The following is a 23,440-nucleotide window of genomic DNA, read 5'->3' as shown; positions in this document are numbered from 1 at the left end:
ATTAAAAAAGCATGGCGAAAAAATTATTTAGACTATTAATAAAAAATGGTACGCCATTGTTGATGATTGGATATATTGTATATCTACCTAATGGTGTAATAACAAGGATTAAAAAAATTAAGGATCCATACTGCTCGTATTGCATCATTTTTGCTCTAACGGAAGGTGGCACAAGATCCTCCACAATTCGGTACCCGTCAAGAGGGGGCAGTGGTATTAAGTTAAAGACAAATAGCAATACATTCAGATAAACGAATAGACTAAAAAATTGCACCACTAAAGATGGTAATGTAGCAGCAATCCCAGTCACAACCAAGCCGTACATGATTCCTGTTCCAATTAAAGCGAGGGCAAAGTTACTAACAGGTCCCATCAAGGAAACAAGTATGCCACCTAGACGAGGATTTTTGAAATAATTTCGATTAACTGGTACAGGTCGTGCCCATCCAAATCCAACGATAAAAATGAGCAACGTCCCGATAGGATCAAGATGCTGCATTGGATTTAACGTTAACCGTCCCTGTTTCTTCGCAGTTGGATCTCCTAATTTATTCGCTGTATAGGCATGCGCAAATTCATGCACAGTAAAAGCGATCAGTAATACTCCGGCAATAAGCGGAATTTGTTCCAATGGAAACCTAAGAAATCGTTCCACACACACAGCCCCTTCATTTTTCAAACTATACTTCTAAACTATATTATACAAAATAAATCACGCATACTCATTTAAATTGTTCGATCTCTTGCTCCAAACCTAAAAAAGGCATACACTTTTCATGATACTACATATTGAGGGAGGAAAAATAGTATGCCATATGTAACCGTTAAAATGATCGAAGGCCGTAGTGAAGAACAAAAAAAGGCACTCGTAGAAAAGGTAACAACTGCTGTCAGCGAAACAACAGGGGCCGCCGAAGATAAGATTGTTGTCTTCATCGAAGAAATGAGCAAAAACCATTACGCTGTAGGCGGGAAAAGACTAAGCGACGAATAAAAGAACACTAGTCCAAAAGACAGCAAATCCGACATCTTAATGCGGAACGGCTGTCTTTTTCAATTGCTCTATGTATATATATGCCTGGTCCATTTCTTCTAGTGTATATTGCTGCTTATTTTTTAGTGTATGTATTTTTTTCACTACTTCTGTTTTCGGTTCTTCTTCGAAATATAGAATCGTTGAAACTAACTCTAAAAAACGCGAGGTTTCCTGATTCATACTAGTAAAACATTCATGAAGATGAGGTATTTCTTTTTGGTAAGAATTTAAAAACTCTTCCCCACTTTCAGTAATTATATATCTATATTGATAATAACTCCCTTTATCTTCTTTTGTTTCTTCGATAAAACCAAAGTTACATAATTCTTCTACACGCAGTGTCAATTCTTCTGAATATGGACCATAAAAGTGAAATTCAAATTTCTCTTGAAAAGGAAAGTCTAGTTTTTTTGCAATATATATCATTTTTTGTAATTTTTTTCGGCCAATAATCTCATCTGATACAGCAAAAACATTCATTAATCGAAGGTGGTCATTCAACATGACAACTTTTCAACTCCTGCACAATTTTTTTCAGCGTAATGATATCTAGCCATTTTCTAATGCTTTTTTAAAATGGATAAGATTTGCTGTTTGACTTTTTGATGTTTGGAATGATCTAAGAGCAGATCCTCTGGAAAATATAATTTATGATCTGTTCTACGCTTGCCAGAAATAGCATCGACGATAGTCGATTCTCTCGATAATTCCCGCACATCTCCGTTCGGCATTAATAATTGAATAGGAAGACGCTCTTCCTCTTCTCCTGGCCGGTAAAAATCATAAGGCAAATCCGATGAAGAATCAACTGCCAAATAATAGTCAGGATCGATATCTGCCTGTCGGAATAGTTCATCTAGGCGACTTAATAATTTATATTGCCTAGCCGGATCAAATTCTACATATTTAAATAAATTACGATTCATAAATCTATAACATAAATCACGAAGGATAAAATCATCTTCCTCTTCCCACATTTGAAAATAGTATAAAATAACAGACTCATCTAGTTTTATATAATCAGCTAATGTCACCTTTTCCTCAAACAATGAGACAAAATGTGATGGTTCATACTTGAAAGAATAAGAGTTTTCATACAAAGCTTTCGCTCGTTGAAGAATCTTCGTTAAAATCACTTCCGCACTCCGCGTCACTGGATGGAAGTATACTTGCCAATACATTTGGTACCGGCTCATAATATAATCTTCAACAGCATGCATTCCGCTCGATTTGAAAACAACTTGATCTTCACGCGGCCTCATTACCCGCAAAATCCGCTCCATATCAAAATGCCCATAACTAACCCCAGTAAAATAAGCATCACGTTGTAAATAGTCCATTCTATCCGCATCAATTTGACTGGAGATCAGGCTAACAACAAGCTTATCATGATATGTTTTCCCAATAACATCTGCCACTTTTTGTGGGAAATCAACACTCACGCGTTTTAGGACTTTATTGACTTCTGTATCGCCAAGGATGATTCTTTTTGTGAATTGTTCATGGTCTAGATGGTACACTTTTTCAAAGGAATGAGAGAATGGTCCATGACCGAGATCATGCAATAAAGCAGCACAAAGTGAAAGTAGCCTTTCGTCTTCATTCCATTCAGGTCGCCCTTTAAATACATCATCAACCACTCGCCTTACAATCTCATACACACCAAGCGAATGATTAAAGCGACTATGCTCAGCACCATGGAACGTTAAATATGTCGTCCCAAGTTGTTTAATTCTACGAAGCCGTTGAAATTCCTTCGTTCCAATTAGTTCCCAAATAATTTTATCTCTCACATGTACATAGCGATGGACGGGGTCTTTAAAGACTTTTTCCTCGCTTAATTTCAAGTTGGAATCATGCATTGGCAACCCTCTTCCTATCTATCTTGTTTTTATTATATAGGTTTTGATTTTTTTAATAAAGCATATGAGTATCTAGTAATTATTTTACCAATTTGGTATAAAAACTAATTTCATTGTCCATCCTATGATTACAGGAAGATGGCTTGGCCATTAAAAAATAGATGAATAATGGGAGTTGATGAGTAATGAAAACTAGACAGGATGCGTGGACAGAAGAAAATGATTTATTGTTGGCGGAAACAGTATTGCGACATGTGCGCGAAGGAAGTACACAGCTAAATGCTTTTGAAGAAGTTGGCGACAAATTAAATAGAACATCTGCAGCATGTGGCTTCAGATGGAATGCAGTCGTTCGTCATCAATATGAAAAAGCACTAGATTTAGCAAAGAAACAACGAAAACAGCGTCAACGTATGTTAGGTAAAGATCAAGGTGGAAAGAAGAAACTTCTTTATCAACCACCACAACCATTTATAAATGAATCTCAATCTGCTATTTTAAGTGCAATGGAGGAAACAGAGAACGTTCCAACAGATACAATAGACCAAAATAATTTCTATCAAGAGGAATTAGGTCAAGAGGAAAGTATGGCGGAGTCGCTTCCATTTAATAACTATCTTTTACCCGCACCTGCCTCTACCTCTGCAGTTGGAGAGATGAATATGGATAAAATCATCGCTTATTTGCAGCAATTCCAGAATTCCGAGTTTCATTTGGATATTTTGAGAAATGAGAATGCGAGATTAAAACGAGAAAAGGCTGACTTGCAAGGTGAAAACAAGACATTACAAGATAAGGTTGCAAAACTAGAAGATAACTCTGTAACAATGCAAGAAGACTATGAGACATTAATGAAAATACTAAATAGAGCAAGAAAACTAGTTCTTTTTGAAGAGGATGATCGACAGTCGAACTCATTTAAAATGGATCGAAACGGAAATCTAGAAAAACTTGCCGAATAGAATAAATATAACTCATTTTATTTTTGGCCGTGACAAGTTTCTGTCACGGCTTTATCTATTTTTCGTGACTCATTGTGTTTCCTTTATCTCGTTACGAAGGTTCCTCGACAACGTCGACGCACCCACATCATGTGGGCGCAGTTTGTACCCCCCTAAGCAAGCGCCTTACGCTTTTCCATATATTTTATTATTTCTTTCTATCATGCGGTCGTAGTAGGATTGGAACCATTCTAGTTCTTCGCCATGTAGTTGGCTTGCGTACATTTTTCCGCTTAAGGTTTTTAGGGTATTTAGAAAGCGAAGCATGACTGTTTGGACTGTTAAATCGAGGCCATATAATTCCGACAAAGATGCCATTACTTCAGGTCGGACGTCTGGAAATACAAATTTAGATGGTGCATCATATTTGGCATGATGGTAAAAATTCCGAACAATTTCAGCACGCTCATAGCCACTTCCTGTAACACATAAATAAATTTGTACAGCAATACCTTTTCTAATTCTTCTCTGAGAAATACCAGCGAATTTTTTCCCACCTATACTTAAATCATAGCTTCCTGGACAATAGGAACCAACAATTTCCCGTGCAACAATTTCGCCTTCTAAGTCTTGGAACATAAGACGAATAAGGCTCAACATAGAATCATAGCCTCTGTTTATATTTATTCCCTTTTCTGTATCGGGAAAAATAAGTGAGATATTCAAAACCCCTTCATCAAGTGCTACTGCTAAACCGCCTGAATTGCGAACAACCGATTGATAGTTTATATCATCTAAAAATGCCAAGCCTTCATGCAATCCTAGCAACTTCGTATCTTGTATACCAAGTACAATCGTTTTTGGATGAACCCACGCTCTGGCTGTCGGCGGTGAATAACCCCGTCCCACCGACATGCAAAGCGTATCATCAATAGCAAATGATTGAAGCGCATGAAAATGGGGATTAAACCCAGATTGATCAATCAAACGCCATTCTTCCTGACGTAATAATACTATCCCGTCTGACATATGTGACTCCTCCATAAAAACCGATGGGACTAGGTGAAAATTAGGAATAGATTTTCAGCCTGCCCATTGATTTGGTTTCCGGACTATGCAATTTCCATTGATTGTGCAGCTGTGATAATAGCTAGCTTGTACACATCCTCTTCGCTACAACCACGAGAAAGGTCGTTAACTGGTGCATTTAAGCCTTGTAAAATAGGACCAACTGCTTCGTATCCACCTAAGCGTTGAGCAATTTTATAGCCAATATTTCCAGCTTCTAAGCTAGGGAATACAAATACATTTGCATCTCCTTGGATCGGAGAATTTGGAGCTTTTTGTTTAGCAACAGAGGGAACGATTGCAGTATCAAACTGAAATTCTCCATCGATAATCAATTCAGGTGCCATTTCCTGAGCTAATTTTAAGCCTTCTTCTACTCGCTTCGTCTCATCAGAAACAGCAGAACCTTTTGTTGAAAAGCTAAGCATTGCTACTCTTGGCTCAATATCAAACATGGATGCTGTTTTTGCACTTTCCACTGCAATTTCAGCTAAATCTTGACTATTTGGTGCAATATTTATTGCACAATCAGCAAATAGATATTTTGTATCTTCTTTCACCATGATGAAAACGCCTGATGTTTTGCTAAGACCTGGTTTCATTTTAACAATTTGCAAGGCAGGGCGTACTGTATCTGCAGTTGAATGCACAGCACCACTTACTAAACCATGAGCTTTATTCATATAAACGAGCATTGTCCCAAAGTAATTTTCATTAAGCAATAATTTGCGAGCATCTTCTTCTGTTGCTTTTCCTTTACGACGCTCTACAAATGCAGCAACCATTGCATCGATCTCTGCATATTTCTCCGGATCATAAAGTTCCATTTTATCTAGTGAAACATTAAGTTCCTTCGCTTTTGCTTGGATTGCTTCGATGTTACCAATTAATACTGGAGTAATTAGTCCATCTGCAGCAAGCCGTCCCGCCGCACCAAGCACCCTTGTATCTAACGCTTCAGGGAAAACAATTTTTCTATCCCCTTCATTTAATTTTGCTTTTAAACCTTCAAATAAATCTGACATTATATCCGTCCTCCTTCATTATTTCTAGTGTACCCGATAAAGTACATTTTTCACATAAAAGTGTTTAAGACGACATTATATACCCTTTTTCCCCATCTTTGAAAATGATTTGACTACAATCTTGTCTTTTTATTAACATTTTTGTTTGCGAAATGTTGTGATGGACAAACTGTGTTATAGTTACTTTAGAATGACTTTGAATAGGAGTTGATCCACATGAGTGAACCGGCACTAACACTAGATGGTTGGTATACACTGCAAGACTTTAGAACAATGGATTGGGCATCATGGAAAATGCTTTCGAGCGATGAGCGCCAAGCTGCCATTCATGAATTTTCACAATACCTTGAAAAACTAAATGATGTACAGGACAAAAAAGAAGGTAGCCACGCCCTCTATAGTATTGTCGGTCAAAAAGCAGATTTCATGCTGATGATTTTGCGTCCGACAATGGAAGAATTAAATGAATTAGAGAACGAATTTAATAAATTAACGATTGCAGAATATACCATTCCTACATATTCTTACGTATCTGTCGTTGAATTGAGCAATTACCTTGCTGGCGAATCAGATGAAGACCCATATCAAAACCCGTATGTTCGCGGACGTTTGTACCCAATTTTACCGAAAACAAAGCATGTATGCTTCTACCCAATGGATAAGCGTCGTGAAGGCAATGACAACTGGTATATGTTATCCATGGAAGAGCGTAAAAAGCTAATGTACAGCCATGGAATGATCGGGCGTCAATATGCTGGGAAAATTAAACAGCTTATCTGTGGATCAGTTGGATTTGATGACTGGGAATGGGGAGTCACTTTATTCTCCGATGATGTTCTTCAGTTTAAGAAAATCGTTTATGAAATGCGCTTTGATGAAGTAAGTGCCCGCTATGGTGAATTTGGATCATTCTACGTTGGGAACCTATTAGATGATATAAACAAGTTTCTATACGTAAAATAAGAATGCTTTAGCCTAGCTTCAATAAAAATAATAAAAAGACCGAACATAAATGCGTTCGGTCTTTTTATTATTTAAAAGCACCTTACTAAATTTGAAGTTATGACATATCATCCATTCACTTTACATAAACATGGAAGAGTACAAAGTTGTTTTTCTATTACTTATAGCACTGATTCATGTTTTTATTTTTTGAATAGGAGGGAATGTTTTGGCGCAAAATCCAAATGCAGCTGGTTTTTACCCGCAAGGTCAGCTACCTTATATGCCTTACAATCAACAAAATCCTTATTTAGGGAATCAGCAAATAGCTGGGACACCACAAATGCAAGTCCCTTTTCCGGTCTCTACACCGAGTGGTGGTATAAATGTACCTGGGATGCTTCCAGTAGAAGAATCCTATATTGAGAATATTCTCCGGCTGAACAAAGGTAAGCTTGTTCATGTTTATACCACATTCGAGCATAATAGTGAATGGAATGCAAAAATCTTTAATGGAATCATTGAAGCAGCCGGAAGGGATCACGTGATACTTAGTGACCCACAGACAGGAAAACGATATCTAATCCCTATGATTTATGTCGACTTTGTTACTTTCGATGAACCAATCGAGTATGAATACCCCTTCGGCGCAGGTCCATTAGCTAACTACCCACCGAGGTAAAATGAAAAATAGAGACGCTTGTTTAGCACGTTCAAACTGCGCCCACAGGACATGGAAGTTTCAGTCGAGGGCAAGAAAGTAACAGGCACCATCCAGTTTAAAACCGGATGGTGCCTGTTTCATCTATTACAAATGTTTTACTGCAAAAATAATTAATAATACCCATGAGATAAGAAACGCAACGCCACCGAGCGGTGTAATCGCACCAAGTATCTTTATTCCTGATGTACTCAATACATACAAACTTCCTGAAAATAGAATAATACCACTTAACATAAACCATCCTGATGTTGTCAACAACGATGATGCTGAGACATTTCCAGATAAAATACAAATTGCTATAAGACCTAAAGCATGAAACATTTGATACATGACACCCGTTTTCCATACTTCTAAGTACTTTGGTTCCAATTTACCTTCTAGTGCATGGGCGCCAAACGCTCCTAAACCGACTGCTAAAAATGCATTTATTGCACCAAAAATTATAAACAACTTCATATTATATGGACATTCCTCTCTTTTTTCCTTTAGAAATCAAATAGTGAATTGCCATTTGCACCATCTTCTGTTTCTAATGGTTTAGAATGAATAGTTTGGAGCGGTTCACTAATAACAGGACTCGATGGTGGAACAAGAGGCTGCCTTAGTGGCAGGCTTGGTTCTTTATACTCCACTTTCTCTTCCTCTAACATTAATTCTGCGAGCGCCTTTAAAGCGTATATATGTCCTTTGATTTGGACTGTATCTTTTGCCGCTCTCGCCTTCTTCAATTCAAACTCCATTTTTTCAAGGAGCTTTTCATACGATATATCCATTTATGACACTCCTGTCGTTCTAAGTACATCCTTTTAAATGAATTTCTTATTACAGCATATGCATTTTCCTTAAAAAAATCAAACAGGATTCCCTCTTGATCAGCGCCTACTATATATTAGAAATTTCCCAGTCAATCGCGGTTGCTCCTATTTCTTCTAATATTTCATTCGCTTTCGAAAATGGTTTACTTCCGAAAAACCCTTTTCTTGCAGCAAATGGACTAGGATGTGGCGACATAATAACTTTGTGTTTTTTCGTATCAATTAATTTCATTTTTTCCTGGGCAGGCCGTCCCCATAGTATAAACACAACCGGCTGTTCTCGTTCATTAATGAAGGAAATGATTTTATCAGTAAAAGTTTCCCATCCCTTTCCTCGATGAGAATGAGCCTCTCCTGCCCTTACTGTCAGAACCGTATTTAACATCAACACACCTTGTTCCGCCCATTTCACCAAATAGCCATTGTTTGGAACTGTAAAACCAAGATCAGCATGCAATTCTTTAAAAATATTTCTTAGCGAAGGCGGGATCTTCACATCTGGTTTCACAGAAAAACTAAGTCCATGTGCCTGTCCAGGTCCGTGATATGGATCTTGTCCAATGATGACAACTTTCACATTTTCATAGGGCGTGTAGTGCAGTGCATTAAAAATATCTTTCTGGGCTGGATAAATTACCTTTTTCTCATATTCCTTTTCTAAAAAGGAACGCAGTTTTTCATAATACGGCTTCTGAAATTCTTCCTCAAGGAGAGTTCCCCAATCATTATGCAATATCTCTCTTGTCAAATCTGATCATCCTTTCTTTGTTTGTAAATACCTTTACCCATTCCTCCTTCTTTTTAAAAACAACATGTTTAAATCAATTATAGGGAGGATATATACAAAGTAATGCATCAGTGGAGATGCAATGAACTTAGTCTTGAAGGAGGATACTTTTTATGAATACTGTAAAAATTTGTGAGAACGGCGTACAAGCAACAAAAATTATTAATGAATTGGAAGCTGAAGGCTTTAAAAATGACAATATCTATGTGTTCGCACATGGTGAAGAACGCTCCAAAGATTTAACGGATGCGACAGATACCGGAGATGTAGGAGTAGGCGAACAAGGTATCCTCAATACAGTAAGTAATGTATTCCGAAAAAGAGGCGATGAGCTTCGCGCTAAATTCGAAGCAGTAGGCTTAACAGAGCAGGAAGCTGAAAAATACGAAGAAGTGCTAGACGGCGGGCAAGTCGTTATCGTTGCCACAAATTAATTATTATTTTAGTAGGGGCTGTCTCACAATAATTGGGACAGCCCCAATTATTATTCAACAAATATTTTTCTTGATTTTACCGTCCATATGACTGACCCAACACCGATTATCGCGATCCATGCTTCTATTACAAAAATATTTTCTATCACATCTGCTTGGTATAACGCCACGGGAAAGTCAAAGATAGCATGAATGATAATCGCATAGAACAAATATATCATTTTCTGGTTTCTGATCGCATATAACACAAGAATAGAAAGTCCAATATGGATCGCAATGGCACTAAGCCTTTCTATTCCACCAAGTAAAAAGAAATAGGATGAGCTATTTGTTAATTGATCACTGATCGGAGCTAATACTTCTCTCACTTGTGCGTTAACAAGCAATGATTCGATGTTACCGCTATTGATCATCATGGCAAAAATGATCATAACTACACTATTTAACCCGACAAGTATAATGGCTTCCATTCCTCCATGACCTATCCCAAAAGCTAACCCATCCCTCCATCGGCGGAAATGCTTTAAAACATATTTCATGATGATGAATCTACCCGTCTCCTCAAATATGCCAGCCATTAACCCTCCGTACAACATATACATCCATGGATTTTTAAATAGCTTCTCCGTTGTTTCATTACCAAAAAGAAAATAGGCATGTGCTAATTGTTCCAACACTTGAGAGAAGAAGAAAAATGTTAACATACCAAATAGAACTACCTTTATGGATATTCCTAGTTTTCTTTTGAAGATAACAACTAACACAATTGGCGCTCCTACTGAAATGGCGAGAGATATAATGATTGCAATTATTGTTAAAGTATTTACCATTTATCTATTCTCCTTTCCGTTCGTTTGCCCTTTATTTTTTACTACTTTATTGCTGCTTTTCGTATTCATATTCAACTGTTTTCCCTTATTAATAGATTTACTATTAATTATTTCTTCGTTATTCTTTTCCTAATAGCTAAAAGAATGGTGTGGTGATCATGATTAAAAAAATAATTTCTCTTTCCTTCCTATTTATCCTAAGTCTAAGTATTTTCCTATGGATGCTGACCGGAAAATGGATGAATGAAGGCAAAAAACCAAAAGCAAATGGAAAAAACGAATACGCCGTTATTCTTGGTGCCAAAGTGAACGGAGATGTCCCATCGCTTTCTTTACAATTTCGCCTTGATGCCGCGTTAAAATATGCCAATACATATCCTCATGTAAAGCTCATTTTATCAGGTGGTCAAGGTCCTGGTGAAAATATAACAGAAGCAAAAGCAATGAAGAAATTCCTTGTAGAGAAAGGGATCTCGGATGATAGATTAATTCTTGAGGAAAAATCTACATCTACTTATGAAAATATTCTTTTTTCAAAAGAATTATTACCAACTTCGGTCCAGAGCATCACCATTATCACTAGTGACTTTCACCTAGCAAGAGCAAAGAAACTTGCCGATACACTTAAATTACAATCGGACGTAGTCTCCGCTAAAACACCTAACGTAGTTGAATTTAAATTAACTACTCGAGAACGGCTCGCATTATTAAAAACATCTATTTTTGGAAAATGATATTCTGTAATTATTAAAGCGTCTCTGCTTGCACCGGGCGCTTTAATAATATCCCTTTTTCTTGCGTTTATATAATAAGTAAACTGTAAAAATGAGTAATGCGATTATCAACACCGCAAGATAATATAAAAGTAAGGTTTTGGATAATAAAATGTTCCACACATCCTTCCCATTAGTATCTTGTGTGTATGTTTTATATGGATTCTCTTTCGAGTACCTTATAGGCAAATCAGCATCTTTGTATGTATTGTATGTATGTCTCGTCACTTCTTTAGTGAGATAAATTGGTTTACCATCTTGATCTTTATAAGCGAGAGCTAAAAAGTAATTGTCTTCATAATATCTATAGCCGACTGTCTCATCATAGTCACTGTCTGACACCAATGCATATGTATCGACATAACCTTCGCCATTATATTTTCCGTATACATTCTTCACCATCTCTACTCCCGGAGAAAAAAGAAAGTAGAACATCCCAACAATAAGTCCACCAAAAATCAAAAAATTAAAAAAGTAAGTTAAACCACGGTCTACCGATTTAATCTGTAATATACGGTCAAAGAATAAGCGCAACCGTATTATTTTAAACAACCAAAATAACATATAGCCAATTGGATAAAGACTTAGGAATACAAAGCCAAAATAATAACCCCTATATTCTTCATTCACATATGCTTGCCTGTGAAATACCCCATCAACATGAAAACCGTCGATGGAATCTCCAATAGACAATGTGTTGAATTCTTCTTCTGTTAGATAGGTTATAGCACCTTCTCTTATACTCGTTGTTGCTTTTCCAAGGAGGCCAGGTTTTAGAAGGGCTTTATAAGAGATTTCACCAGTATATAAGTCTTCAAATGCTGTTTTATCATATATAATTGCAGTTGCCTGTTGACCCGCATGCTCCTGTTTCAATTGCTCATATCTTTCGTAGTTAACAAATAGAAGATGGAATGAATAAATAAAGGCAACAAATGCGAGCAGTTGATATCCTATTCGTTTAAAATCAGTCTTCGCTTTCCGTTTCTTGATTATAATCGCCTCCTAACCTATTATTCTTTGGCTATATATACCATAATAGTTTTGGTAACATGTGTAAATAAGCTAAATTGACTCCTTCCTTGCTACCCCCTATAATTATCTAATAATTCCACCCCTTTGGATGATTTTAAAAAAGAGCCGTTATTTTAAATAAGGAGCAAAATGACTATGTTAACGATACATCAACTTGAGAAAAGAGACCAAAATACTCTGCTATTCCCTCCTTTTGATTTAGAAGTGAATAAAGGTGAAACAACTGCGATTCACTGTAATAGTGAACTTGGAATTAAATTAATACAAATTGTTATCGGAGAAATTCCGTCCTCCAATGGCGAAGTTCGCTTTCAACAATCGTACATTGATCGCCAACAGTTTTTTCAACATATCGGTCTATCATTACAATCCGATGCTATATATGAACGTTTGAGTCCGAAAGAACACTTAACCTTTTTCAAAAATTTATACGATGTAAAGGTAGATATAGATGAAATCCTTGAAAGAGTTGGACTGATTGACAAGAAACATACTCGTTCCGATAAGCTTTCTTTTTCAGAAAAAAAACGACTCCACTTCGGTCGAACGATATTACATAATCCTGACGTTATTATAATGGAAGACCCTGCTCAAAATCTTGATATCGAAAGTACAATGATTTTATATCGATTGATTGCTAGTTTGGAAAGCCAAGGTAAAACGATATTGATTACAACATCGAATATAGAAAATGCCATTTCTCTGACGAATCACGTGTATCGTTTGGATGATTCCGGACTTAAACAATTGGATGTAGCCGATGAAAACGAAGAGCCTGTTAACGAAGGTAAAAATGAAGAAATGATCCAAGAAGAGCCAGTACCAGAAACAAGTATGCAAATTCGCTTCGATAAAATTCCGGCAAAAGTGGAGGATAAAATCATTTTATTTGACCCTACTGAGATTGACTATATTGAAAGCATTAGTGGGGTTTCAAATTTAAATGCGCAGGGCGAAGTATTTCCTTGTTCACTTACATTACAAGCTTTACATGATCGACTACAGCCTTTTGGATTTTTCCGCTGCCATCGATCATATATTGTAAATTTACAAAAAGTTCGAGAAGTCATCACATGGACCCGAAATAGTTATAGTTTAGTGCTCGATGATCAGAAGAAAAGCTCCATCCCTTTATCAAAAGGCAAGCTAGATGAATTAAAGGATATAATTGGAATTTAGGCCTGCACGATGCAGGTCACACAGACGTTGCCACAGGACGTGGCGTTCTTAGTCAGTGCTCCTTTACTTGCCCTAGTCGGTGGCGTTATCTATTTTCCCTGCTCCGTTCACCGAAATATATGCACCATTCAACCCTATATATGCTCTTTTTAACGTTGATCTAATGCGGTTTTATTGTTTTCACCATATGATGGAGTCAGAAAACAAAATCACAAGATGAAAATTGAAAAGGAGTAGGGGATACATGGAAAATATTATTGAAGTAAACCATTTAATGAAATCATTCGGCAATAAAACAGCTTTAAAAAATGTCTCTTTCGAAGTGAAAAAAGGGGAAACATTTGGCTTTCTTGGTCCAAGTGGCTCGGGAAAAACAACGACAATTAAAATCTTAACCTCTCAATTATTACATACGTCAGGTGAAGTGAATATGTTCGGCAAACCCCTGGCAAAGAAGAAAAATCCTTCTATGATGCAAAGAATTGGCATTCTAACTGACAATAGCGGATTGTATGACAGACTGTCGGTATATGACAATCTCTTACTCTATTGCAATCTATATGGGGTAAAGGAACAAAGAATTAGCGAGGTATTGGAACAGGTCAATTTGGCAAGCGAGCAAAAAACGCTTGTCAAAGAACTGTCAAAAGGAATGAAACAGCGTGTCACATTAGCTCGGGCCATTATTCATAAACCTGAATTGCTCTTTTTAGATGAACCCACTTCTGCTCTAGATCCTGTTAATTCCAAGCATATTCATGAAGGCTTGCGCCAATTGAATAAAGAAGGAACAACGATCTTTTTAACGACACATGATATGGATGAAGCAGAGCAATTATGTGACCGAGTAGCCTTTTTGGATAATGGAGAAATTCAGGCTCTCGACACTCCGCAGAATCTGCGTTTACACTATGCGGATTCAACCATCACTGTGCTATTAAAAGATAGACGGACGATGTCTATCGATAAAAATGAAATTGGGGCTGAACAAATTTATCAATGGATGAAAAAAGGCGAATTGCTTTCCATCCATTCCAATGAGCCAACATTAGGAGATATTTTTGTGAAATTAACTGGGAGGGTTTTACTATGACATTTTCATTCAAACGCATGAACGCCATTTTCCAAAAAGATTGGAAAGACCTGTACAAAAATTCATATATTTTATTTACATTAGCAATACCTTTGGCTTTTGCAGCTTTATTAGGACGAATTGGAGAAGATGATTCTACGATGCAATCCATGCCAATCACACTTGCTTTCGTGATTGCTGGGGTTTTTGTTCAAGCGGCAATGATTGCTGAAGAAAAAGAAAAGAATACATTACGTGGGCTATTGCTCTCACCTGCCTCCACGACTGAGATTTTAATTGGAAAAAGTGCTTTATCATTATTAATGACGGTCGTAGTTATTATCGGCTCTATCATATTAAGTGATTTTCAAGTTGAGAATGTAGCTTGGTTTGCTATACTCATTATTATTAATCTTATTTTCTATATTTCCATGGGAACGATACTTGGATTGCTTTCACGAACAGTAATGGAAACGACGATTATCGGAATGCCTGTGATGCTTATTTTCGGCTTAACCCCAATGTTTGTATCCATTATCGAAAATAAAGCGATATTAAAACTCATCAACTTTCTGCCAAGCGAACGCTTTAGCGCAGCCTGGAGTGCTATCGCCAGTGGAAAAGGTTTTGCCGATATTGGTACTCATATTGTCATTCTACTAATATGGGCAATTGCTTCATTAATATTAACCTTTATCATATATGGCAAGCGACAGTTTGATAAATAAGAACAAGGAGCAAAGTCGACTGCTTTGCTCCTTGTTCACACTGCTTTTCGCTGAAAATAAAGTAAACCTCCACATAAAAAGACGAGAAAACTACCTAGTACAACATAAAGCAATGTTTCAATCGGAATATAGAAAAATTCATCTACTTTTCCATTCCCAGCCGAAAGCATCGTTAAAAATGGCTGAACCCATGGATAAAATGGCGCGTATTTCTCAGAATTGGCAACGAGAATATTGGGCATCGTGAAAATCACATTGATCGCAAGCGGTGCAGCAAAGCTGGCCCATGCGGTTGATATCCAAAGCTGCAAAGCGGCAAGGGGTAAACAAGCAAGCCATCCTACAAGCGCAATTTTACATGCCGATACTAATGGAAACGGGTCAATAATTCCTTTCGCCATACCAACACCATACCAGGCTACAATGAAAAAGAACTGAGTGATTGCAAGAAAGATCATTACAACGGTACCTTTCGCCAAATAAACTTGTAATCTAGAAACCGGAAGAGCAAGTAACTGCTTCCAGCCCCCTCCTTGATGTTCATATCTAGTAACAAATGCCGAGAATATGCCTGTCAAAAGCGGTAAAAATAAGAGTCCGTGGACAAACAGCATTCCTGATAAAAGATAATACCACTCTATTCCTTCCATTTTCTGCACATCCGTTAAAAAACCAACAAGGGCTGCGAGTAGTGGGCTCACAAAAAGGAGCAGCCATATATTTGATTTCCGGAACTTTAACCATTCCGATTGAATGATCTTCATAAACATACTATTTCACATCCCGTTTCATAAAATCTATTGCCCCAAGGAAAAAGATAATCGTTCCAACTCCTACACCAGCTTGCACAAACGTGAGTGGCTCATATCCCTCTGGAAGAAGAAGTGGTAAATACATGGAAAATAGCGCCAATAATATACCTGTTGTTAGCGGCAATGATTGATTTTTCATCGTAATTGACAACCATGTTTGTAGGGCAAGAAATGGCAGAGCAGTCAATAATGGATAAAAGCTATTTTTAGCGATCGCTATTAGCGGGAAATCGATGCCGAACTTAAGTAATAATCCAAGGATAATCGTTTCAATTAATACGAGTAAACTAGCGATAGCCAGAAGGAGTAAATTAAGTATGAACTTTGATGTAAAGATAGACATCCTTGTAACCGGGAGCGCCAGCACTTGCTTCCAAGCATTTTGCTGATGCTCGATACCCGCTGTCATTGATGAAATAATGGCGATCCCGAGCATTAATGTGAGTGGAAGTAACATATTTACATCGTTAAGTAGATTCTTCCAATGATCATTTTCTGGTCTAACAAGCCAGTCATAACGCAAACCATAATTAACCCCTTGAAGACCAATGACACCAAATGGTCCAAGGAAGACTAAAAACCAAATCCACTTTCGTTTTAGCTTTAGCAAATCTGATTTTAAGATTCTAATCATAAACTTGCCTCCTCCCGTGTCAAATCAAGGAAGATATCTTCGAGAGACATTTTCTGTTCTTCCACCCGATAGATGGGAAAGTCACTCTTGATTAGTTCAGCAACGGTTCTAGCGACAAACATATCCTCTGTTTGATTGAGAGATAGGACGCCATCTGTCCACTCCGCTTTTATCCCTTTCGATAATAGATGTTTCCATGCTGCTTCGCCCTCGTTCGTTACTATACGAATATGACTTGTAGCTCGTTGACGTAGTATTTCAATTGAATCTTGGAAAATGAGCGCTCCTTTTGATATGATACCGACTTGCGTTGCCATATGATCGATTTCGCTTAATAGATGACTGGAAACAATCACTGTAATACCATGTTCCTCAGGCATTTTTTTAATCAATTCTCTGATTTCATGTATACCAGATGGGTCAAGTCCATTAGTTGGCTCATCCAAAATCAATAATTCTGGATTGGCGAGCAGAGACGCGGCAATGCCTAGCCTCTGTTTCATTCCAAGCGAGAATCCCTTCACTGGCCGATCCGCTTCCTTTGTAAGCCTAACAATCTCTAATACTTTTGCGATTCGCGCTTTTGGTACATCCAATATGAGCCGTAGTGCTTCCAGATTTTCCTTCGCTGTTAAATGACCGTAATAAGATGGAGATTCAACAAGAGAACCAACTTTTCGCAAAATTGCTATTTTTTCTTTCGTCAAATCTTTATTAAACATGCGGATCGACCCATATGTTGGTTTCATTAAGCCAAGTAGCATTCGGATCGTTGTCGTTTTTCCTGCCCCATTTGGACCTAAGAATCCATATATCTCCCCTTTTCTAATCTCCATATTCACTCCATTCACTGCTTTACGTCCTTTAAATCGTTTCGTTAAGTTATTCGTCTGTATAATTATTTCATCCACTTTTTTCACCTCTTCATCAGCTTATCGTCATAAGGTTAAATGAGAGGATGGAGAAGTTTAAATTTTGGTTAAAAAAAGAACGAGGCATTTAACCTCGTTCACCTTTTCCGCTTATATGAATGATTGTACCCTCCTCGTCCGTTTCCATTTCCCATTGTAGATTCATTTCCTTCAACATAAGAGAAATGATTGCCATTCCAATACCTGCTCCTTTATTTTCCGATTCCTTTGTAAAACCAGGTCCATGATCAATGATATCCAATTCGAATCCCTGTTTTGTTCTCTTACCTTTTATCCCAATATAACCACCTGCTTTTGCATGGCGAACAACATTTTGAAAAATATTATCTAGCACACGTTCAAGCCAGCTTGCATCCAATTCCCATATAATGTCTTCCTTTTCCGGTAATTCAATATCCATATGAAATCCACCTTTTTCAAATGTCGGATACCAAGAAGCGACAGTTATCCGGACTGCACGGAAAATAGAAATTGCTTCTGGTTTATTCGGATATTTTCCAGTTGTCAGAAGCGTGTATGACAATAAATTATCAATTAATTGTCCCAGGTAGGTGATTTTATGATCAATTAACTGCAATGAATCCTGTCCTTGTTTACTTAATGACTCCTTTTGTAATGTATAGAGATGTCCCCTCAAGGTTGTTAGCGGTGTTCTTAAATCATGTGATAAGTTCGCAATTAACTGACGGCGCAAACTTTCTTCCTCTTGTTGACGATCGCGACTTTCTTCAAGCTTATCTATCATATTGTTAAAAGATTGTTCTAACTGGCCTATTTCATCCATTTTGCTAACAGCGATTTGTTTAGGAATCCCATCTGCTTCCTGTTGATCCATTGTTTTTCCTAATCTCAATAGTCTTTTTCTCATTCGGTAAAATAAAAGCCACGATATAAATATAAACAAAGCAAATAAGACCAATAATCCTGCATAAAAAAGATAATAATACCTACTCATCAAACTATCTACAGAAGAATCTAGTTCATCCCGAGGGATTTGAAAAACAATAAAACCGTTATTCTGATCTTCTCCAATAAAAGCTACTGTTGTGAATGGATCTCCACCATAACTTTTTTTCATAAATTCAACCGTATATGTAGCACTCCAATTAGACGGTATATCTGAGCGTTCTGGCAAAGAGGTTTGTAAATCCCCTAGATGATCAACCCAAAACATAGTCGATTCTGGATACCTGTTTTTCATCAAAGAAAAACGTTTTTTTATTTCTTCAGCACTCGCATTGTTTAATCCTCTTGCCTCTTGGTGCCATAACTTTTCGAGACCTTCTCCATTGATTGTTGCTGTTTCATTATCCTTTTCGAACGAATACCATATAACAGTAAAAGTGGGAAATGCAATTGGAATAAACATAAGTGCTGCAAAGATTAGCAATAAGTACCTGGCTAAAAGGGAATGTCGAAATTTGGCAAGTTTCATAGTCTTATCCTATATCCCAAACCACGGATCGTCTCTATAATGACTGGATTAGCAGGATCTTTTTCAATTTTCTCTCGCAAATAACGAATATGTACCATTAATGTTTTATCACCGTCTAAGTATGATTCCTTCCAAATCCCTTCATACAACTGCTCTTTCGTTAAGATTTGATTGGAATGTTGCAATAAAAAGTGAAAAATTTGATGTTGTTTACCAGTAAGAAAAATTTCTTTCTCTTTTTCATGATCAACAATTCTATTTTCCGCCGGATAGACGATAAGATGTCCCAGTTCAATTTTTTCCGGACGATAACGCTGCGTTCTACGAAGCAAAACATCAATCCTAGCAGCTAATTCTTCGGGATAAAATGGCTTTGTTAAATAATCATCTGCAAACTCAAGCCCTTGTAGCCGATCTTCAACAGACGTGCGTGCCGATAACATCAAGATTGGTAAATCAGGCACTTCTGCTTTCAGACGTCTCCCCACAGAGAAACCATCCAATCCCGGAAGCATGACATCTAAAATGGCAATATCCACTCCACTTAACTTTTCCATTGCCCCTTCCCCAGAAGACAGCCAGAAAACGTCATGTCCTTTTTCTTTTAACACGTCTATGACCCATTTGCTAATCTCCCGGTCATCTTCTATATATAATATACTAGCCATAATTCCCCCCCCTTTTTTTAAAAGTTCACTTTCTTTATAGTATATATTAACAAAGAGGCATAAAACAAAGAGGCCAGCAATGAAACTGCCAGCCCTTTATTGGATCCAAATATAAGTTATAAAACTACCTAAAAGTAATATTTTACCGCAGTTACCACGCGCCTCCGCTTTTCTTTCATCATTTTTTCTGTTTTTTCTGCCAGGTCGTGATTTTTTTCCATTTTTCTTTGTCTGCTAGGGCAAGTTGCTTATCTTCTTTTCTTTCTATATATGCAAGTTCCTTTTGGAGTTTAAGGTAGCTGTCGTAACGCTTTGAGTCTAAAGTTCCTTCTTCCATCGCTTTGCCAACAGCACAGCCTGGCTCTCCATTATGTTGACAATCTCTGAATTTACATTGAGCTGCTAATTCTTCAATATCTGTAAATCCTTGACTTAAACCTGAATCGGCTTCCCAGAGCTGCAATTCTCTCATTCCAGGTGTATCAATTAAAATACCACCTTTTTCAAGAACTACCAGTTCGCGATGGGTCGTTGTGTGCCGACCTTTCGCATCATCTTCTCGAATCTTAGCAGTTTTCAATATTTCTTTTCCAGTAAAGACATTAACAAGTGTCGACTTCCCTACTCCAGAGGACCCCAGCAATGCCACTGTCCGACCTTCTTCCATATATACACCTAATTGATCTAGACCAATCTTCTGTTCCGCGCTGACTACATGAATAGGGACGCCAAAGGCCACTTCCTCTGTTGCACTCACCTTTTCATCTATATTATCGCAAAGGTCGGCTTTGCTTAAAACAATGACCGGATTCGCTCCACTCTCCCAAGCCATTAAAATATATCGTTCCAACCTTCGAACATTAAAATCAGCATTTAAAGCCGCCACGATAAAAACAGTGTCGACGTTAGTAGCTACAATTTGCTCCTCCGTCGTAACCCCTGCAACTTTACGAGAGAATTTACTTTTTCTCGGCAAAATTCCATGAATCGTTGCCCGTTCTTCCTCTCTCCTAACCTTCATTACAACCCAATCTCCGACAGCTGGATAATCACTACGATCCCCCGCGTTATACCTGAACTTTCCCGAGACTTCAGCGAGGACTTCTTCATTCTCAGTCAACACTCTATACATCCGCTTATGTTCCAAAGCTATTCTACCTACTGTATATCCCGCTTGTTTGTATATGTCAAATTCAGTTTCAAAAAATTGATTCCAACCTAATTTTTGTAAATCCATGTCCATCCTCCAATTGATTTTTTCCATAAAAAATAACCGCCAGCTGCGGTTTATCATTTTGTGTAACGGGCATACGTATCCCGATCACTTAAACCATGAGCTAACTTTTTTGCCCATGGGAAATGGAGGAATCAATGAAGTATAAATATACTACTATACATTAACACCTGTTTCCATGGGCTGTATGATGAAATTAGATTTATTACTGATTACACTCGCCATACTGCATTCCCCCTTAGAAATTACATTTTATTTTACCAATTCCAGTATACTATATTCACACTATTCTATAAAGTGATTAACAAAAATGAGCAGTTCCTATTTTTAAATCCATCTCAATTATACTGCAACTCCATACTCATTTTTTCGTTTTATTTTTCTACTAAGTGGTATGTGAGAAAGATAGCCTATTATAGGAGGACAAAAGATGAATGTCTTAGACTTACTATCCGACCTCGTAAAAATAGATAGTTCCACACAAGAAGGTGCGAATCAAGCCATTGATTATTGTGAAGGATGGCTTAGTGGACAGAATTTGCGGACAAAGAAATTTGAAATCGATGGCGCTAAAATGTTACTAGCAGAAATTGGTGAAAGTGAAAAGACAATTGTCTTAAATGGGCATGTGGATGTCGTACCAGGGAAATCAGAACAATTTTCCCCCCTTATGAAAAACGGAAAAATGTATGGACGCGGAACAGCAGATATGAAGGCTGGAGTTGCTGCGATGATATGGGTCATGACATTATTGGAAAAAGAACAACTTCATTGTAAAATAATGTTGCAAATTGTTTCTGATGAAGAAACGGGAAGTAATTGTTCACGCTATTTGTCTGATGAAGGATATCGCGGTGATTTTGTTATTTGTGGCGAGCCAACACAACTTGGAATTGGCCTACAATCCAAGGGCGTGTTGTATTTAGATTTGATCGTAAAAGGAAAACCCGCCCATGGAAGCAGGCCGTGGGAAGGAGAAAATGCGATAATAAAGGCTTTTCACCAATATGAGAAAATTACACAGCTACCCTTTGCCTCTGAAAGTTCTGATATGTATGAATTTCCTTCTATCGACTTACCTATTATTGAAGGTGGGACTGTCATGAACCAAGTTCCAGATGTTTGTAAAATATCAATTAATATTCGGTTTTTGCCAGAACAATCTCATGAGGAAATTATTAAACAAATTGAAAGTGTTGTCGACGGAAAGATTGTCATCACTGGAATGGGCGAAGCAATCGCAACGAAGAAAAACGATCCGTATGTACAAGCATTAGAATCTGCCTGCGTAAAAATGAAACCTGAGAAAGATATCAATGTTTTTGGCCAACACGGTTCTTCAGACGGGAAGCATTTTGCTAAGTATGGTATACCAGCAGTTGAATTTGGTCCGTCTGGAAGTGATTGGCACGGTGACCAGGAAAATGTGATACTTCAAAGTGTGGATGATTATATTGACATTCTGATTGAACTGGCAAAATCAATGGAGCGTACTTAATTTTTAGTTACTCTCCCTTTCTTTTATCAATAAATTGTTATATTCTAAAATAAACATCAAAGTGCAAGCTAGGAGGAAAGATGAATGACAATGAAAAAAACATTAACGCTAGCTGGTTCTGATTCAAGTGGCGGCGCAGGTATACAAGCAGATTTGAAAACCTTTCAGGAAAATGGAGTCTACGGAATGACAGCATTAACGTCGATCGTTACGATGGACCCAGAGAATGGCTGGAATCACGGTGTATTTCCAATTGAGGTTAGTACAGTAGAAAAGCAATTAAATACAATTCTTTCCGTTGGCATTGATGCAATGAAAACAGGCATGCTTGGTTCAGTAGATATCATTGAACTTGGTGCAAGAAAAATGGACGAGCATAATCTAAATAACATCGTAATTGATCCTGTTATGGTTTGTAAAGGTGAAGATGAAGTACTACAACCAGAAAATACAGAGGCAATGCGAGAATTACTTATTCCTCGCGCTACAATCGTCACGCCAAACCTTTTTGAAGCATGGCAGCTTGCTAAAACAGGTCCAATTAAAACGATTGATGATATGAAAGAAGCTGCTACAAAAATTCATGATCTTGGTGCGAAAAACGTTGTTATTAAGGGCGGAGTCGGCATTGAGCATGATAAAGCAGTTGATCTTTTCTATGATGGGAAAGATTTCACACTTATGAAAAAGGCAAAACTTGATACAACATATAATCATGGTGCAGGTTGCACATTTGCTGCGGCTATAACAGCGAACCTTGCTAAAGGCAAATCAGTAATAGACGCAGTTGCTGCCGCTAAAGAATTCGTTACGGCTGCTATTGAACATGGCTGGAAGATGAATCAATATGTGGGACCAGTTATGCATGGCGCTTATACTCAATTTATCGGAAGTGCAAGAGACTAATTTTCATAAAAGTAATCCAGTCTTTGGTGGCTGGATTATTTTTTTCTAATATGTATTTCACTTTGTCCAT

Annotated in this window: 27 protein-coding genes; 11 read left to right on the top strand and 16 right to left on the bottom strand. The window is 37.5% G+C overall.

The genetic code is table 11. The annotated features are described in order from the left end of the window. Position 1: 1 nt before the first annotated feature. Positions 2 to 655: a site-2 protease family protein gene (locus BLE01S_RS14815; protein WP_066143878.1), complete on the bottom strand. Its 654-nt coding sequence runs from the start codon at positions 653 to 655 to the stop codon at positions 2 to 4. Between the two features lie 153 nt (positions 656 to 808). Here BLE01S_RS14815 and thmT point away from each other — a divergent pair, with 153 nt between their 5' ends. After that, positions 809 to 994 (top strand): 2-hydroxymuconate tautomerase, encoded by a 186-nt coding sequence (thmT, locus tag BLE01S_RS14810; RefSeq protein ID WP_066143875.1) that lies wholly within the window; start codon positions 809 to 811, stop codon positions 992 to 994. Between the two features lie 36 nt (positions 995 to 1,030). On the opposite strand, the gene BLE01S_RS14805 is transcribed toward thmT, so the two are convergent. Then, on the bottom strand, positions 1,031 to 1,540 hold the full coding sequence (locus tag BLE01S_RS14805; RefSeq protein ID WP_066143874.1) for a YwgA family protein: 510 nt from the start codon (positions 1,538 to 1,540) through the stop codon (positions 1,031 to 1,033). A 56-nt stretch (positions 1,541 to 1,596) separates the two neighbouring features. Then, entirely contained in the window at positions 1,597 to 2,898 is a 1,302-nt protein-coding gene (locus BLE01S_RS14800; protein WP_066143869.1) for an HD domain-containing protein, read from the bottom strand. Between the two features lie 185 nt (positions 2,899 to 3,083). Here BLE01S_RS14800 and BLE01S_RS14795 point away from each other — a divergent pair, with 185 nt between their 5' ends. Next, on the top strand, positions 3,084 to 3,860 hold the full coding sequence (locus tag BLE01S_RS14795; RefSeq protein WP_066143866.1) for an RsfA family transcriptional regulator: 777 nt from the start codon (positions 3,084 to 3,086) through the stop codon (positions 3,858 to 3,860). 165 nt (positions 3,861 to 4,025) lie between these two features. Here the strand turns inward: BLE01S_RS14795 and lipL are convergent, their stop codons facing one another. Together lipL and pta are read right to left on the bottom strand one after the other, a co-directional pair. Next, positions 4,026 to 4,868: an octanoyl-[GcvH]:protein N-octanoyltransferase gene (gene lipL / locus BLE01S_RS14790; protein WP_066143864.1), complete on the bottom strand. Its 843-nt coding sequence runs from the start codon at positions 4,866 to 4,868 to the stop codon at positions 4,026 to 4,028. Positions 4,869 to 4,951: 83 nt separating this feature from the next. Beyond that, positions 4,952 to 5,932 (bottom strand): phosphate acetyltransferase, encoded by a 981-nt coding sequence (gene pta, locus BLE01S_RS14785; RefSeq protein ID WP_066143860.1) that lies wholly within the window; start codon positions 5,930 to 5,932, stop codon positions 4,952 to 4,954. A 216-nt stretch (positions 5,933 to 6,148) separates the two neighbouring features. Between pta and hemQ the strand changes: the two genes are divergently transcribed. After that, positions 6,149 to 6,895, top strand: a complete 747-nt coding sequence (gene hemQ / locus BLE01S_RS14780; protein ID WP_066143857.1) for a hydrogen peroxide-dependent heme synthase — start codon at positions 6,149 to 6,151, stop codon at positions 6,893 to 6,895. A 262-nt stretch (positions 6,896 to 7,157) separates the two neighbouring features. Continuing rightward, positions 7,158 to 7,556: a spore coat protein GerQ gene (gene gerQ / locus BLE01S_RS14775; protein WP_082788760.1), complete on the top strand. Its 399-nt coding sequence runs from the start codon at positions 7,158 to 7,160 to the stop codon at positions 7,554 to 7,556. Between the two features lie 126 nt (positions 7,557 to 7,682). Here gerQ and BLE01S_RS14770 read toward each other — a convergent pair whose 3' ends face one another. From BLE01S_RS14770 to BLE01S_RS14760, 3 genes are all read right to left on the bottom strand, one after another. Continuing rightward, positions 7,683 to 8,054, bottom strand: a complete 372-nt coding sequence (locus BLE01S_RS14770) for a DUF423 domain-containing protein (RefSeq protein ID WP_066143850.1) — start codon at positions 8,052 to 8,054, stop codon at positions 7,683 to 7,685. 29 nt (positions 8,055 to 8,083) lie between these two features. Further along, positions 8,084 to 8,371: a YwdI family protein gene (locus BLE01S_RS14765; RefSeq protein WP_066143844.1), complete on the bottom strand. Its 288-nt coding sequence runs from the start codon at positions 8,369 to 8,371 to the stop codon at positions 8,084 to 8,086. Positions 8,372 to 8,480: 109 nt separating this feature from the next. Next, a complete protein-coding gene (locus BLE01S_RS14760) occupies positions 8,481 to 9,161 on the bottom strand; it encodes a uracil-DNA glycosylase (RefSeq protein ID WP_066143841.1) in 681 nt (226 codons plus the stop codon). A 152-nt stretch (positions 9,162 to 9,313) separates the two neighbouring features. Between BLE01S_RS14760 and BLE01S_RS14755 the strand changes: the two genes are divergently transcribed. Continuing rightward, positions 9,314 to 9,634 carry a YflT domain-containing protein gene (locus BLE01S_RS14755; RefSeq protein ID WP_066143837.1) on the top strand — a complete coding sequence of 107 codons (321 nt, stop codon included), beginning with the start codon at positions 9,314 to 9,316 and terminating at the stop codon, positions 9,632 to 9,634. A 50-nt stretch (positions 9,635 to 9,684) separates the two neighbouring features. Here the strand turns inward: BLE01S_RS14755 and BLE01S_RS14750 are convergent, their stop codons facing one another. Beyond that, positions 9,685 to 10,464, bottom strand: coding sequence for a YhfC family intramembrane metalloprotease (locus BLE01S_RS14750; RefSeq protein WP_066143834.1), 780 nt, complete (start codon positions 10,462 to 10,464; stop codon positions 9,685 to 9,687). Between the two features lie 158 nt (positions 10,465 to 10,622). Here BLE01S_RS14750 and BLE01S_RS14745 point away from each other — a divergent pair, with 158 nt between their 5' ends. Beyond that, positions 10,623 to 11,198: a YdcF family protein gene (locus tag BLE01S_RS14745; protein WP_066143831.1), complete on the top strand. Its 576-nt coding sequence runs from the start codon at positions 10,623 to 10,625 to the stop codon at positions 11,196 to 11,198. A 42-nt stretch (positions 11,199 to 11,240) separates the two neighbouring features. Here the strand turns inward: BLE01S_RS14745 and BLE01S_RS14740 are convergent, their stop codons facing one another. Continuing rightward, positions 11,241 to 12,113 (bottom strand): hypothetical protein, encoded by an 873-nt coding sequence (locus BLE01S_RS14740; RefSeq protein WP_066143826.1) that lies wholly within the window; start codon positions 12,111 to 12,113, stop codon positions 11,241 to 11,243. Between the two features lie 294 nt (positions 12,114 to 12,407). On the opposite strand from BLE01S_RS14740, the gene BLE01S_RS14735 reads away from it, so the two are divergent. The 3 genes from BLE01S_RS14735 to BLE01S_RS14725 all read left to right on the top strand — a co-directional run bounded on the left by BLE01S_RS14735 (position 12,408) and on the right by BLE01S_RS14725 (position 15,251). Next, entirely contained in the window at positions 12,408 to 13,451 is a 1,044-nt protein-coding gene (locus BLE01S_RS14735; protein ID WP_231955859.1) for a response regulator transcription factor, read from the top strand. Between the two features lie 244 nt (positions 13,452 to 13,695). After that, on the top strand, positions 13,696 to 14,544 hold the full coding sequence (locus BLE01S_RS14730) for an ABC transporter ATP-binding protein (RefSeq protein WP_066143819.1): 849 nt from the start codon (positions 13,696 to 13,698) through the stop codon (positions 14,542 to 14,544). Continuing rightward, on the top strand, positions 14,541 to 15,251 hold the full coding sequence (locus BLE01S_RS14725) for an ABC transporter permease (protein ID WP_066143816.1): 711 nt from the start codon (positions 14,541 to 14,543) through the stop codon (positions 15,249 to 15,251). The genes BLE01S_RS14730 and BLE01S_RS14725 overlap by 4 nt, the downstream gene beginning before the upstream one ends. Positions 15,252 to 15,286: 35 nt before the next feature. On the opposite strand, the gene BLE01S_RS14720 is transcribed toward BLE01S_RS14725, so the two are convergent. The 6 genes from BLE01S_RS14720 to rsgA all read right to left on the bottom strand — a co-directional run bounded on the left by BLE01S_RS14720 (position 15,287) and on the right by rsgA (position 20,969). Further along, positions 15,287 to 16,021, bottom strand: coding sequence for an ABC transporter permease (locus tag BLE01S_RS14720; RefSeq protein ID WP_066143813.1), 735 nt, complete (start codon positions 16,019 to 16,021; stop codon positions 15,287 to 15,289). A 1-nt stretch (position 16,022) separates the two neighbouring features. Next, the gene (locus tag BLE01S_RS14715; protein ID WP_066143811.1) at positions 16,023 to 16,697 is read right to left on the bottom strand and encodes an ABC transporter permease; all 675 of its coding nucleotides are present in this window, start codon (positions 16,695 to 16,697) and stop codon (positions 16,023 to 16,025) included. Next, positions 16,694 to 17,608, bottom strand: a complete 915-nt coding sequence (locus tag BLE01S_RS14710) for an ABC transporter ATP-binding protein (protein WP_066143806.1) — start codon at positions 17,606 to 17,608, stop codon at positions 16,694 to 16,696. Before BLE01S_RS14710 ends, BLE01S_RS14715 begins: the two co-directional genes overlap by 4 nt. 88 nt (positions 17,609 to 17,696) lie before the next feature. Then, positions 17,697 to 19,064 carry a sensor histidine kinase gene (locus tag BLE01S_RS14705; RefSeq protein ID WP_066143803.1) on the bottom strand — a complete coding sequence of 456 codons (1,368 nt, stop codon included), beginning with the start codon at positions 19,062 to 19,064 and terminating at the stop codon, positions 17,697 to 17,699. Continuing rightward, positions 19,061 to 19,732 (bottom strand): response regulator transcription factor, encoded by a 672-nt coding sequence (locus BLE01S_RS14700; RefSeq protein ID WP_066143800.1) that lies wholly within the window; start codon positions 19,730 to 19,732, stop codon positions 19,061 to 19,063. Before BLE01S_RS14700 ends, BLE01S_RS14705 begins: the two co-directional genes overlap by 4 nt. A 178-nt stretch (positions 19,733 to 19,910) precedes the next feature. Then, positions 19,911 to 20,969, bottom strand: coding sequence for a ribosome small subunit-dependent GTPase A (rsgA, locus tag BLE01S_RS14695; RefSeq protein ID WP_066143797.1), 1,059 nt, complete (start codon positions 20,967 to 20,969; stop codon positions 19,911 to 19,913). 427 nt (positions 20,970 to 21,396) lie between these two features. On the opposite strand from rsgA, the gene BLE01S_RS14690 reads away from it, so the two are divergent. Both BLE01S_RS14690 and pdxK read left to right on the top strand, forming a co-directional pair. Further along, the gene (locus tag BLE01S_RS14690) at positions 21,397 to 22,464 is read left to right on the top strand and encodes a M20 family metallopeptidase (RefSeq protein WP_066143793.1); all 1,068 of its coding nucleotides are present in this window, start codon (positions 21,397 to 21,399) and stop codon (positions 22,462 to 22,464) included. 84 nt (positions 22,465 to 22,548) lie between these two features. Then, entirely contained in the window at positions 22,549 to 23,370 is an 822-nt protein-coding gene (gene pdxK / locus BLE01S_RS14685) for a pyridoxine/pyridoxal/pyridoxamine kinase (protein ID WP_066143790.1), read from the top strand. The last annotated feature ends 70 nt before the right edge of the window (positions 23,371 to 23,440 follow it).

The sequence above is a fragment of the Lederbergia lenta NBRC 16444 genome (assembly GCF_001591545.1).
Taxonomy (GTDB): Bacteria; Bacillota; Bacilli; order Bacillales; family Bacillaceae_C; genus Lederbergia; species Lederbergia lenta.
Note: the sequence above shows the minus strand (reverse complement) of the source record. Positions and strands in the feature narration are given on the sequence as shown.

Bases quoted from the DNA above. Each gene is read 5' to 3' on its own strand.
- BLE01S_RS14715 (WP_066143811.1), bottom strand. From the start codon at position 16,697: ATGATTAGAATCTTAAAATCAGATTTGCTAAAGCTAAAACGAAAGTGG.
- BLE01S_RS14795 (WP_066143866.1), top strand. From the start codon at position 3,084: ATGAAAACTAGACAGGATGCGTGGACAGAAGAAAATGATTTATTGTTG.
- pdxK (WP_066143790.1), top strand. From the start codon at position 22,549: ATGACAATGAAAAAAACATTAACGCTAGCTGGTTCTGATTCAAGTGGC.
- BLE01S_RS14705 (WP_066143803.1), bottom strand. From the start codon at position 19,064: ATGAAACTTGCCAAATTTCGACATTCCCTTTTAGCCAGGTACTTATTG.
- rsgA (WP_066143797.1), bottom strand. From the start codon at position 20,969: ATGGATTTACAAAAATTAGGTTGGAATCAATTTTTTGAAACTGAATTT.
- BLE01S_RS14755 (WP_066143837.1), top strand. From the start codon at position 9,314: ATGAATACTGTAAAAATTTGTGAGAACGGCGTACAAGCAACAAAAATT.
- lipL (WP_066143864.1), bottom strand. From the start codon at position 4,868: ATGTCAGACGGGATAGTATTATTACGTCAGGAAGAATGGCGTTTGATT.
- BLE01S_RS14805 (WP_066143874.1), bottom strand. From the start codon at position 1,540: ATGTTGAATGACCACCTTCGATTAATGAATGTTTTTGCTGTATCAGAT.
- thmT (WP_066143875.1), top strand. From the start codon at position 809: ATGCCATATGTAACCGTTAAAATGATCGAAGGCCGTAGTGAAGAACAA.
- BLE01S_RS14770 (WP_066143850.1), bottom strand. From the start codon at position 8,054: ATGAAGTTGTTTATAATTTTTGGTGCAATAAATGCATTTTTAGCAGTC.
- hemQ (WP_066143857.1), top strand. From the start codon at position 6,149: ATGAGTGAACCGGCACTAACACTAGATGGTTGGTATACACTGCAAGAC.
- BLE01S_RS14800 (WP_066143869.1), bottom strand. From the start codon at position 2,898: ATGCATGATTCCAACTTGAAATTAAGCGAGGAAAAAGTCTTTAAAGAC.
- BLE01S_RS14730 (WP_066143819.1), top strand. From the start codon at position 13,696: ATGGAAAATATTATTGAAGTAAACCATTTAATGAAATCATTCGGCAAT.
- BLE01S_RS14720 (WP_066143813.1), bottom strand. From the start codon at position 16,021: ATGTTTATGAAGATCATTCAATCGGAATGGTTAAAGTTCCGGAAATCA.
- BLE01S_RS14735 (WP_231955859.1), top strand. From the start codon at position 12,408: ATGTTAACGATACATCAACTTGAGAAAAGAGACCAAAATACTCTGCTA.
- pta (WP_066143860.1), bottom strand. From the start codon at position 5,932: ATGTCAGATTTATTTGAAGGTTTAAAAGCAAAATTAAATGAAGGGGAT.
- BLE01S_RS14725 (WP_066143816.1), top strand. From the start codon at position 14,541: ATGACATTTTCATTCAAACGCATGAACGCCATTTTCCAAAAAGATTGG.
- BLE01S_RS14750 (WP_066143834.1), bottom strand. From the start codon at position 10,464: ATGGTAAATACTTTAACAATAATTGCAATCATTATATCTCTCGCCATT.
- BLE01S_RS14690 (WP_066143793.1), top strand. From the start codon at position 21,397: ATGAATGTCTTAGACTTACTATCCGACCTCGTAAAAATAGATAGTTCC.
- BLE01S_RS14700 (WP_066143800.1), bottom strand. From the start codon at position 19,732: ATGGCTAGTATATTATATATAGAAGATGACCGGGAGATTAGCAAATGG.
- BLE01S_RS14745 (WP_066143831.1), top strand. From the start codon at position 10,623: ATGATTAAAAAAATAATTTCTCTTTCCTTCCTATTTATCCTAAGTCTA.
- gerQ (WP_082788760.1), top strand. From the start codon at position 7,158: ATGCCTTACAATCAACAAAATCCTTATTTAGGGAATCAGCAAATAGCT.
- BLE01S_RS14765 (WP_066143844.1), bottom strand. From the start codon at position 8,371: ATGGATATATCGTATGAAAAGCTCCTTGAAAAAATGGAGTTTGAATTG.